11 protein-coding genes are annotated in these 10271 nt (G+C 77.6%); 6 read left to right on the top strand and 5 right to left on the bottom strand.

The genetic code is table 11. From position 1 onward, the window contains the following. The 4 genes from ACFO3M_RS03815 to ACFO3M_RS03800 form a co-directional block, all read right to left on the bottom strand. Nucleotides 1–196, bottom strand: a 196-nt coding sequence (locus ACFO3M_RS03815) for a hypothetical protein (protein WP_387986551.1), incomplete at its 3' end; no start/stop codon positions are given. 204 nt (nt 197–400) lie between these two features. Continuing rightward, nucleotides 401–1510, bottom strand: a complete 1110-nt coding sequence (locus ACFO3M_RS03810; RefSeq protein ID WP_387986549.1) for a DNA recombination protein RmuC — start codon at nt 1508–1510, stop codon at nt 401–403. A 116-nt stretch (nt 1511–1626) separates the two neighbouring features. Next, nucleotides 1627–2163 (bottom strand): methylated-DNA--[protein]-cysteine S-methyltransferase, encoded by a 537-nt coding sequence (locus ACFO3M_RS03805; protein ID WP_387986547.1) that lies wholly within the window; start codon nt 2161–2163, stop codon nt 1627–1629. Further along, nucleotides 2160–3644 carry an AlkA N-terminal domain-containing protein gene (locus ACFO3M_RS03800; RefSeq protein ID WP_387986544.1) on the bottom strand — a complete coding sequence of 495 codons (1485 nt, stop codon included), beginning with the start codon at nt 3642–3644 and terminating at the stop codon, nt 2160–2162. Before ACFO3M_RS03800 ends, ACFO3M_RS03805 begins: the two co-directional genes overlap by 4 nt. A gap of 102 nt (nt 3645–3746) precedes the next feature. Between ACFO3M_RS03800 and ACFO3M_RS03795 the strand changes: the two genes are divergently transcribed. From ACFO3M_RS03795 to ACFO3M_RS03775, 5 genes are all read left to right on the top strand, one after another. Next, the gene (locus ACFO3M_RS03795) at nt 3747–4346 is read left to right on the top strand and encodes a hypothetical protein (protein ID WP_387986542.1); all 600 of its coding nucleotides are present in this window, start codon (nt 3747–3749) and stop codon (nt 4344–4346) included. Nucleotides 4347–4436: 90 nt separating this feature from the next. Continuing rightward, a complete protein-coding gene (locus ACFO3M_RS03790; protein WP_387986540.1) occupies nt 4437–5342 on the top strand; it encodes an ABC transporter ATP-binding protein in 906 nt (301 codons plus the stop codon). After that, complete coding sequence (locus ACFO3M_RS03785) at nt 5339–6169, top strand: ABC transporter permease (RefSeq protein WP_387986537.1); 831 nt, start codon at nt 5339–5341, stop codon at nt 6167–6169. Before ACFO3M_RS03790 ends, ACFO3M_RS03785 begins: the two co-directional genes overlap by 4 nt. Then, nucleotides 6166–7401 carry a sensor histidine kinase gene (locus tag ACFO3M_RS03780; protein ID WP_387986534.1) on the top strand — a complete coding sequence of 412 codons (1236 nt, stop codon included), beginning with the start codon at nt 6166–6168 and terminating at the stop codon, nt 7399–7401. Before ACFO3M_RS03785 ends, ACFO3M_RS03780 begins: the two co-directional genes overlap by 4 nt. Then, nucleotides 7398–8033 carry a response regulator gene (locus ACFO3M_RS03775; protein ID WP_387986532.1) on the top strand — a complete coding sequence of 212 codons (636 nt, stop codon included), beginning with the start codon at nt 7398–7400 and terminating at the stop codon, nt 8031–8033. Before ACFO3M_RS03780 ends, ACFO3M_RS03775 begins: the two co-directional genes overlap by 4 nt. A gap of 7 nt (nt 8034–8040) precedes the next feature. On the opposite strand, the gene ACFO3M_RS03770 is transcribed toward ACFO3M_RS03775, so the two are convergent. Further along, nucleotides 8041–8994: an ArsR/SmtB family transcription factor gene (locus ACFO3M_RS03770; protein ID WP_387986529.1), complete on the bottom strand. Its 954-nt coding sequence runs from the start codon at nt 8992–8994 to the stop codon at nt 8041–8043. Nucleotides 8995–9051: 57 nt separating this feature from the next. Between ACFO3M_RS03770 and ACFO3M_RS03765 the strand changes: the two genes are divergently transcribed. After that, on the top strand, nt 9052–10251 hold the full coding sequence (locus tag ACFO3M_RS03765) for an MFS transporter (protein ID WP_387986527.1): 1200 nt from the start codon (nt 9052–9054) through the stop codon (nt 10249–10251). Nucleotides 10252–10271 lie beyond the last annotated feature (20 nt).

Genomic DNA, 10271 nt, shown 5'->3' with positions numbered 1-10271 from the left:
CGACGACGGCGCCGCTGCCGGGGCCTCGGTCGCCGGGGCGGGCGCGCGCCCGGGGCGGCGGCACCGGCGGGAGGCCCATGCGCAGCGAGCGGTCCGGGCCGGTGGCGTCGGGACGCCCCGCGCGCGGGCCGGCGTAGGGGCGCTGCGCACCCACCCCGCTGTCCCGCCAGGTGTCGGCAGTGCTCGCCGAGGCCATGGCGTACCTCCCGGTCCGGACGTCCTGGCCCCTCCGGGCCGCTGTCGGTCCTCACGGTAGCGACGGGGAGCCGCCGGCAGGGGGAGTTGCCGGGCTCGACGCGCGACAGGTCGGCCTGTCGATTTGGCAACTCTGGGTGAGTCGCGGGGTGGGTGTGACGGGCGTGTCGCCCGGGCCGGGCGGGACGACCCGCGGGGAGGACGCTCAGCGCCCCTCGGGCAGCCGCCAGCGCAGCGGGGGAGCGGCGTCGTCGGCGTCGTCGGCGTCGTCGGGGAGGGGCAGGTCCTCCGCGGCCGGCCGCAGCTGCCGGACCACCGCCTCGACCTCCGCCGGGACGGGCACCGGCGTCTCGCCGACGCCGAGGTCGTCGAAGCGGCGCGCGGCGGCGAGCACGGAGCGCTCGTAGGAGCCGACCGTCTCGTTGTAGCGGGTCAGCGTCGAGCCCAGCGCCGAGCCGAGGCGGGTGAGGTGGCCGGAGAGCGTGGTGAGCCGGGCGTGCAGCCGGCGGCCGGTCTCGATGACCTGGTCGGCGTCGCGGGCCAGGCGCTCCTGCCGCCAGGAGTGCGCCACCGTGCGCAGCAGCGCGAGCAGCGTGCTCGGAGTGGCGATGACGACGTCGCGGCCGAAGCCGTACTCGAGCAGGCCGGGCTCGGCCTCCAGGGCGGTGGTGAGGAACCCGTCGGAGGGGACGAACAGCACGGTGAACGGCGCGGCCGGGCGGAACGCGGTGGGGTAGCGGCGCTGGGCGAGGGCGTCGACGTGCGCGCGCAGCTGCCGGGCGTGCGCGGCGACCCGCTGCACCCGCACCGTCTCCTCGGTCGCCTGGGTGGCCTCGATGTAGCCGGTGAAGGGGACCTTCGCGTCGACGACGACCTGCCGGCCGTCGGCGAGGGTGACCACGAGGTCGGGCCGGACGCCGGCGCCCTCGTCGTTGGTCGACGACGGCTGCTCGACGAAGTCGCAGTGCTCGAGCAGGCCGGCCACCTCGACCACCCGGCGCAGCTGGATCTCGCCCCAGCGGCCACGGACGTGCGGCGTGCGCAGCGCGGTGACCAGCGCCGCGGTCTCCTGGCGCAGCATCGCACTGGTCTGCCCGACGGTGCCCATCTGCTCGCGCAGCTCGCCGTGCGCGGTGGCCCGGGCCTGTTCCATGCCGGCGAGCAGCCGGTGCAGGTGGTCCAGCGACTCGTGCAGCGGGTCCAGCCCGGCCTCGGCGGGGCGGCGGCGGGCCAGCAGCGCGACCACCCCGAGGGTCACGGCCGCCCCCAGCAGCACCCCGAGGAGCAGACCGAGCAGGAGGGAGGCAGCGTCCACGGACAGCAGGGTGCAACACCCGGCCGACAACTCCCGGGAGGCGGCCCCGTCCCACCTCCCGTGGCCCCCCTGCAGGGTCCGCCGCGAGCCTGCGGGGGGCAGGGGGGTCCTCCTTTTCAGGCGTCGACGGGGACCGGGGCGTGTGCCGCCTCGTGGTCGAGCAGCCAGCGCTTGACCGGCGTGCCCCAGCGGAAGCCGCCCAGCCCGCCGTCGGAGCCGAGCACCCGGTGGCACGGGACGAACAGCGCGGCGGCGTTGCGGGCGCACGCGTTGGCCGCGGCCCGCACCGCCGAGGGGCGGCCGCAGCGGGCGGCGAACTCGGCGTAGGTGTCCGGCTGCCCCGGCGGCACGGTCCGCAGCACCTCCCAGGCGTCCTCGAGGAACGGCCCGGAGCGCTGCCGGACGGGGACGGTGTCGATCGCGCCGACGTCGCCGGCGGCGTGCGCCTCCACGACGTCGAGGACCGGCAGGTGCTCCACCCGCTCGACCCAGGTGGGCCGCAGCGCGCGGTGCACGACGGGCAGCAGCTCGGCGACGTCGCCGGTCCAGCCGGCGGCCAGGACGACGTCGCCGCCGTCGGGCCCGGGTGCGACGACGACGGTGAAGGGACCGGGCGGGGTGGCCACGGTCGCGTAGCGGGCGGACGGGGTCATGACGCACTCCGATCGGCGGGGGAGCGGGTGAACAGTGTGGGCGCCGCGAGCGCCCAGAGGTGCACCGCGGCGTACGAGCGCCACGGCCGCCAGCGCCCGGCGGCCTCGGCGTCGGAGCTGCCGAGGGCGGCGAGGGCGCGGCGCAGCGCGAGGTCACCGGGCAGCCACACGTCGGGGTCGCCGAGGCCGCGCATCACCACCAGCGCCGCCGTCCACGGCCCGATGCCGGGCAGCGCCAGCAGGTCGCGGGCGGCCGCCTCGCGGTCGCAGCCGGGGTCGAGGACCACCCGCCCGTCGGCGAGCGCGGCGGCCAGGCCGCCCAGCGTGCGGCGGCGGGCCCCGGTCAGGCCGACGGCGGACAGGTCGGCGTCGGCCAGGGCCTCCGGCCGCGGGAAGGCGTGCGTGAGGGTGCCGACCGGCTCGGCCAGCGGCGTCCCGGCCAGCGTCAGCACCCGCGCGGTGAGCGTGCGGGCGCCGGCGACCGACACCTGCTGGCCGAGCACCGCCCGCGCCGCCGCCTCCGGGGCGTCGGGGGAGGCGGGCACCCGGCGGCCGGGCGCGACGGCGACCAGCGGGGCCAGCGCCGGGTCGGCGCCGAGGACCTCGTCGACGGCGGCGGGGTCGGCGTCGAGGTCCAGCAGCCGCCGGCAGCGGGGGACGGCGGCGCGCAGGTCGCGCAGGTCGGTGAGCAGCAGCCGGGCGGTCACCGCGGCGCCGCCGTCGGCGGCGGGGGACAGCCGGACGACGCCGGGACCGGCGGGCAGGTCGAGGACGCGGGAGAACGTCGTCCCGTCCCACTCCTCCAGGCCCGGGACCGCGTGCGCGCCGAGGAAGTGCAGCACCTCGGCGGCGTCGAACGGGGCGCGGGCGGCCAGCCGCAGGGTCAGCCAGCCCGGTGTCCCGCCGACCGTGCCCGGACGGCGGCCGCGCAGCTCGGTCGGGGTGCAGGCGAAGACCTCGCGGACGGTGTCGTTGAACTGCCGGATGCTGGCGAACCCGGCGGCGAAGGCGACGTCGGCCATCGGCAGGTCGGTGGTCTCGACCAGGACCCGGGCGGTCTGCGCTCGCTGGGCGCGGGCCACCGCCAGCGGGCCGACGCCGAGCTCGCCGACCAGCAGGCGGTGCACCTGCCGCTCGGAGTAGCCGAGCCGGGCGGCCAGCCCGGGCACGCCGGTGCGCTCGACCTCGCCGTCGGCGATCAGCCGCATGGCGCGGGCGACGACGTCGGCGCGCACGTCCCACTCGGGCGAGCCGGGGACGGCGTCGGGCCGGCAGCGGCGGCAGGCGCGGTAGCCCGCGGCCTGGGCGCCGGCGGCGGTGCCGAAGAAGGAGACGTTGGCGGCCGCCGGCGTGCGCGCCGGGCACGAGGGGCGGCAGTAGATGCCGGTGGTGCGCACCGCGGTGAAGAACCAGCCGTCGAACCGGGCGTCGCGGCTGGCGACCGCGCGGTAGCAGCGTTCGGCGTCGAGGGGGGAGAGCACGATCCCGAGCATGGCACCGGTCGGAGCCGGGGACCGGCGGTTTCCGGACGCGGCCGTGGACCCTCCGGGGACCTCCGCGGCCCGCCGTCCGTTGACCGGTGTGTGCAGACGCCGGAGGCCGCCCCGCCCCGGCAGCGGCAGGTGGCGGCCCTCGTCGTCGGCGTCCTGGTGCTGCTGGCGGCGTTCCTCGTGGTGCGCCAGGTGACGACGCCGCCGCGGTCGGCGGACTGCGCGGCCGCCGGGCCCGGGGTGCGGGTCGACCCGGCCGCCGTGCCGGGCGGGCCGGTCGCCGGGTACGGCGGGGAGCAGCTGGCCAACGCCGCGGCGATCGTGAACGCGGCCGCGGTGCTGGGCCTGGACACCTGCGCGCAGGTCATCGGGGTCATGACGGCGATGGGGGAGTCCTCGCTGCTGGTGCTGGACCGCGGCGACGCCGCCGGGCCCGACTCCCGGGGGCTGTTCCAGCAGCGCGACAACGGCGCCTGGGGCTCCTACGAGGACCGGATGGACCCCACCACCAGCGCCACCAACTTCTTCCTGGCGCTGCAGGAGGTCCCGGGCTGGCAGGCGCTGCCGCCGACGATCGCCGCGCACCGCACCCAGCGCAACGCCGACCCGTACCACTACGAGCGCTGGTGGGACGACGCCGTCGAGGTGGTCAGCGCCCTGGCCGGGCGGCCGGTGCTCGGCACCGGGACCTGACCGGGGGACCCCGGCCGTCCACCGACCGGTGGACGCAGGACCCACCGCGAGGCCGTCCCGGCTGCCGGTGCGCCGCGACAGGCTCGGGTCGTGACAGCGACCTCCCCCGCCCCGGCCGGCACGGCCGCGGCGCGCGACGACGACACGGCGGTCCGCGTGCGCGGACTGGTCAAGCGGTACGGCGACCGGACGGTGGTCGCCGACCTCGACCTCGAGGTCCGGCGCGGCGAGGTGTTCGCCCTGCTCGGACCCAACGGCGCGGGCAAGACGACGACCGTCGAGATCCTGGAGGGCGTGCGGCGCCGCGACGGCGGCGACGTCAGCGTGCTCGGGCAGGACCCGGCCCGCGCCGGCCGGGCCTGGCGCGACCGGACCGGCGTCGTCGGCCAGAGCACCGGCGGCGGCAACGCGCTCACCGTGCGGGAGACCCTCGAGCACTTCGCCCGCTACCACGCGACGCCGGTGCCGACCGGGGAGCTGCTGGACGACGTCGGGCTGACCGGGGCCGCCCGGACCCGGGTGGACCGGCTCTCCGGCGGCCAGCGGCGCCGGCTGGAGGTGGCGCTCGGCGTGCAGGGGCGCCCGGAGCTGCTGTTCCTCGACGAGCCCACCACCGGGATGGACCCGGTGGCCCGCCGCTCGTTCTGGACGCTGGTCGAGGGTCTGCGGGACCGCGGCACCACCGTGCTGCTCACCACCCACTACCTCGACGAGGCCGCGCACCTCGCCACCCGGGTCGGCGTCATCACCGCCGGCCGGCTGGTCGACGTCGCCCCGCCCGACGAGCTCGGCGCCGAGCTGCGGCGGGTGGCCACCGTCCGCTGGCTGGAGGGCGGTGAGCCCCGCGAGGTCACCACCCCGGAGCCGGCCGCCCTGCTGCGCGACCTGGTCGCGGCCTCGCCGACCGGCGAGGTCCCCGGCCTGACCGTCACCCGTCCCGGCCTGGAGGACGTCTACCTCCGGATGGTCGCCACCCCGGAGGGGCAGGACCGATGACCGCCGTCCGCACCACCCCCGCCACCCGTCCCGCCCCGCCCTCGGCCGCCGCCATCGGGCTGGCCCGCATCGGCCTGGAGCTGCGGCTGTTCGCCCGCGACCCCGGGCAGGTGGTCTTCTCCTTCGCCTACCCGGTGATCATGCTGGTGATCTTCGGGTCGGTCTTCGGCGACGAGGTCGTGGTGCCGGGGGTCGGCTTCCGGCAGTACTTCCTCGCCGGGATCGCCGCGACCGGCGTCATGCTGACCAGCTTCCAGGCCGTGGGCACCGCGGTCACCGAGGAACGCGACCGCGGCGACCTCGCCCGGCTGCAGACGCTCGGGACGCCCGCGCTGGCCTACGCGATCGGCAAGGCCGGCCAGGTCGTGATCACGACCGTCGTCCAGCTGGCCCTGCTGCTGGTGGTGGCCGCCTACGCCTACGACGTCCCGCTGCCCACCGAGGCCTCGCGGTGGCTGACCTTCGGCTGGGTCGTCGTCCTCGGCATCCTGGCCGGCACCGTCCTCGGCCTCGCGGTGGCCTCGTTCATCGGCAGCTCGCGGTCGGCCGGCGCCGGGATCCCCGCCTTCGCCGTCGTCCTGCAGTTCATCTCCGGCGTCTTCTTCATCGGCTCGGACCTGCCGGCCTGGATGGACCAGGTCGCGGCGCTGTTCCCGCTCAAGTGGATGGTGCAGGGCATGCGGTCGGTGTTCCTGCCCGACTCCGCCGCCGTCGCCGAGCAGGCCGGCAGCTGGGAGCACGGGACCACTGCCCTGGTGCTGGCCGCGTGGGTGATCATCGGTGCCGTGGTGTGCGCCCGGACCTTCCGCTGGCGCCGGGCCGCGTGAGCCTGACCCGCCGCCTGGCCGCCGCCGTCGTCCCCCCGCGGGACGACGGCGGCGAGCCGCTGCCCGAGCGCGGCTGGCAGGCCACCGTCACCGGCGTGCACGTGATCTCCACCGTCGTGTGGGGCCTGGCCGTGGTGTCCGCGACCGCCGGGGACGCCGTCGACGACGACCGGCGCGCGGCGGCGCTGGCGGTGCTGGGTGGGCTGGCCGTCGCGTACGCCGTCCTCGGCGTCCCCGCGATCGGCCGGGGAGCGCGGCGGCGGGCGGTGGCCTACCTGCTCGTGCTGGTCACCGCGTTCGCCCTGCTCGGCTGGGTGGCGCCGGGGCTGCTGTTCCTGCTCTTCCTCGCCTACCCCCAGGTCTGGTTCGCCGTCCAGGGCACCCTCACCGGCGTCACCTGGACCCTGCTGCTCGGGCTGGCCAGCGCGGCCGGCCCGGTGCTGGGCGCGGCCTCGGACCGCAGCGCCGCCGACGTGCTGCTCGAGACCGGCATCGGCATCGGCTTCAGCCTGGCGCTGGGCGTCTGGATCAGCCGGGTGCTGCACGAGAGCGCCGAGCGCGCGTCGCTGATCGCGCAGCTGGAGGCGACCCGGTCGGAGCTGGCGGCCGCCGAGCGCGAGCGCGGGGTGCTGGCCGAGCGGGAGCGGCTGGCGCAGGAGGTGCACGACACCCTGGCGCAGGGCTACACGTCGATCGTCGTGCTGTCCCAGACCGCGGCGGCGCTCGTCTCCTCCGACCCCGCCGCCGCCCGCGAGCGGCTGGCGGTGATCGAGGAGGTCGCCCGCGACAACCTGGCCGAGGCGCGGGCGGTGGTCGCGGCGTTCCGGCCGGTGGCGCTGGACGGCTCGACGCTGGTGGAGGCGCTGGAGCACCTCGCGGGCCGGTTCGCCCGCGAGACCGGGCTGCCGGTGCGCGTGGACACGCAGGCGCTGGACGGGGGGACCGGGCTGCGCACCGACGAGGAGGTCGTGCTGCTGCGCGGGGCGCAGGAGGCACTGACCAACGTCCGGCGGCACGCGGACGCCACCGCTGTGGTGCTGCGGCTGGCGCGGGTCGGCGGGCAGGTGTCGGTGAACGTCGAGGACGACGGCGTGGGCTTCGACCCGTCGTCGGTCGCGGTGTCCGGGCTCGACGGCCTGCGCGGGCGGGTGGCGCAGGTCGGGGGCGAGGTCGACGTCGCCTCGGTGCCGGGCGCGGGCACCCGGGTGACCGTGCGGGTGCCCGGCCCGTGATCCGCGTGCTCGTGGTCGACGACCACCCGGTGGTGCGCGGCGGGCTGGTCGGCTGGCTGACCGCGCAGCCCGACCTCGACGTCGTCGGGGAGGCCGGTGACGGGCAGGAGGCCCTGGCGCAGGTCGCCGCGACGCGGCCCGACGTCGTCCTCATGGACCTGCGGATGCCGCGGATGGACGGCGTCACCGCGATCGAGCGGCTGGCCGTCACGCACCCCGGCGTCCGGGTGCTGGTGCTGACCACCTACGACACCGACGCCGACATCGTGCGCGCCGTCGCCGCCGGGGCGACCGGTTACCTGCTCAAGGACGCGCCGCTGCCGCAGCTGGCCGACGCCGTCCGGGCGGCCGCCCGCGGGGAGACCGTGCTCGCGCCGCCGGTGGCCGCCCGGCTGGTCTCCCGCATGCGGGCGCCCGCGGCGGAGGAGCCGACGCCGCGGGAGCTCGAGGTGCTCGCCGGGGTCGCGCGCGGGCTGACCAACGCCGAGATCGGCCGGGAGCTGTACATCGGCGAGGCCACGGTGAAGACCCACCTGCTGCGGGTGTTCGCCAAGCTCGGCGTCGACGACCGCACCCGCGCGGTGATGGTCGCCGTCGAGCGCGGCCTGCTCCCCGGCCCCGGCTCCGGCTGAGCGCGGGTCACCCGGCGGCCTCGAGGAGGGCCTCGCCGGCGTCGCTGCGCCAGTAGAGGACCTCGCGTCCCGACCGGCGGCGCTCGAGCAGGCCGGCGTCGAGCAGCACCCGCAGGTGCCCGCCGACGCTGCCCAGCGGCAGGCCGGTCCCGGCGACCAGCGCGCTGGTGCTGCGCGGCGCGTCGAGCGCGGTGAGGACGCGGGCGCGGTTGCGGCCGAGCAGGCGGACCAGCGGCTCGGGCAGCGGGGCGGGGCCCGACGCCAGGGTGCCGGTGACCGGGTAGACGACGGCGTAGGTGTGCGGCAGCCGCCAGCTCACCCAGCTGCCGCGGCTGTGCGTGGCGATGAACAGCAGGTCGCGGCCGCGGACGTCGCGCGGCGGGTAGGGGTGCGCGTTGACCTGCAGCCGGCCGTCCCGGAGCCAGCGGACCCCGGGCGCGATGCCGTCGAGCGCACCCGACCAGCCCTCGCGGCTCAGCCGGGCGGTCCGCGCGACGACGTCGGCGCGCAGCACCCGGAGCCGCCGCGGCCACTCGTCGCGGATCGTGTGCTCCCACGTCCAGCGCAGCAGGTCCGCGGCGGTGCGGGCGAGGCCGGTGCCGTGCAGCGCGGGCGGCACCGGTCCGGTGGCCACCTCGAGGTCGGCGCGGACGGCGTCGTCGTCGAGCGACTCGAGGGGGGCCAGTTCCTCGTCGAGCGCGAGGTCGGGCGCCGCGGGCGGCACGGTGAGGAAGTCGGCGGTCCAGGTGGCGCCGAACGCGGCGCGGAGCAGGGCGGCGCCGACCGGGTCGGCGTCGAGGCGGTCGCGCAGCGCGGCGGCGTGGGTGTCGCGCCAGGGGCGGTGCCACGGCGGGACCTGCTCGGAGAGCAGCAGCCGCAGCCCGGCCAGGGTCTCGGTGAGCTGCGAGGTGCCGAAGCGGGCGCGCGCCATGACGTCGGCGTCGACGATGAACTCACCCACCTTTCGACCGTAGGCGAAAGTGTGGGCCGGGGGCGTCCCGCGCCGCACGGTCCTGACGTGCTCACCTACCGGGCGCTGTTCTCCCTCCCGGAGTTCCGGGCGCTGTGGACCGGCACCGCGCTGACGACGACGGCCGCGACGACGTCGTCGCTGGCCCTGGCCACGCTGGTGCACCGGCAGACCGGCTCGGCGCTGCTCACGGCGCTGGCGGTGTCCGGCCCGTCGGTGGCGCAGGCCCTCGGCGCGACGACGCTCATGTCGGCGGCGGACGCCGGCCCGCCGCGGCGCACGCTGGTCCTCGTCGGGGCGCTGTCCACCGTGGCGCTGGGTCTGCAGGCGCTGCCCGGCCTGGACCCCGCGGTGCGGCTGCTGCTCGTCGTCGCCACGGCGTACGTGGTCTCGGTGGGGTCGGGGGCGCGCTGGGGGCTGCTGTCGGAGCTCGTGCCCGCCGAGGCGTTCCCGCTGGCCCGGTCGACGGTGAACGTCGCGGGCGGCGCCTTCCAGGTGGTCGGCTTCGCGGCCGGCGGCCTGCTGCTCACCGCCCTGACGACGACGCAGGTGTTCGTGGTGGCCGCGGTCGTGTCCGCCGCCGCCGTGCCGGTGCTCCGGTTCGGGCTGGCCGAGCGGTCGCCGCGCCGGCGCGGGGGGACCGGTCTGGCGGAGACGCTGCGCGGCAACCGCCTGCTGCTGGCACGGCGGGACACGCGCACGCTGCTCGCGGCGCTGTGCGTCCCGAACGGGCTGGTCGTCGGCTGCGAGGCGCTGTTCGTGCCGTACGCGGGGGAGCGGGGCGGCTGGCTGCTGGCGGCCGGCGCCGTCGGCATGACGACCGGCGACCTGGTGGTCGGGCGGTTCCTGACCCCGGCCGGCCGGCGGCGGTCGAACACCGCGCTGCGGCTGCTGCTGGCCGCGCCGTTCCTCGCCTTCGCGCTCGGGCCGTCCGTGCCGGTCGCCGTCGTGCTGGTGGCGCTCGCCTCGGTCGGCTACGCCGCGTCGCTCGCGCAGCAGGAGTGGCTCGTCGTGCTCACGCCGCCCGGCCTGCGCGGCCAGGTGCTCGGTGTCGAGTCCGCGACGCGGATGACCGGGCAGGGGGTGTTCGCGGTGCTGGCCGGGGTGCTGGGCGACGCCGTCCAGCCGGGGGCCGCGATGGCGGTGTTCGCGGCGGCGTCGCTGGCCGTGTCCCTCGCACTGACACCCGGGCTCCGGCGGGTGGCCGGCCGGGCGGCCGACTGTCAATGGCGGGCGCGGATCTGTTGACAGGCGTTTGACCTCGGGGT

Source organism: Geodermatophilus arenarius (assembly GCF_042654585.1).
GTDB lineage: Bacteria > Actinomycetota > Actinomycetes > Mycobacteriales > Geodermatophilaceae > Geodermatophilus > Geodermatophilus arenarius.
The sequence above is the reverse complement of the archived record's forward strand: the minus strand, read 5'-3'. Positions and strand labels throughout refer to the sequence as shown.

Coding starts and splice junctions, on each gene's coding strand:
- ACFO3M_RS03805 (WP_387986547.1), bottom strand. CDS start 2,163: ATGACCCCGTCCGCCCGCTACGCGACCGTGGCCACCCCGCCCGGTCCC.
- ACFO3M_RS03785 (WP_387986537.1), top strand. CDS start 5,339: ATGACCGCCGTCCGCACCACCCCCGCCACCCGTCCCGCCCCGCCCTCG.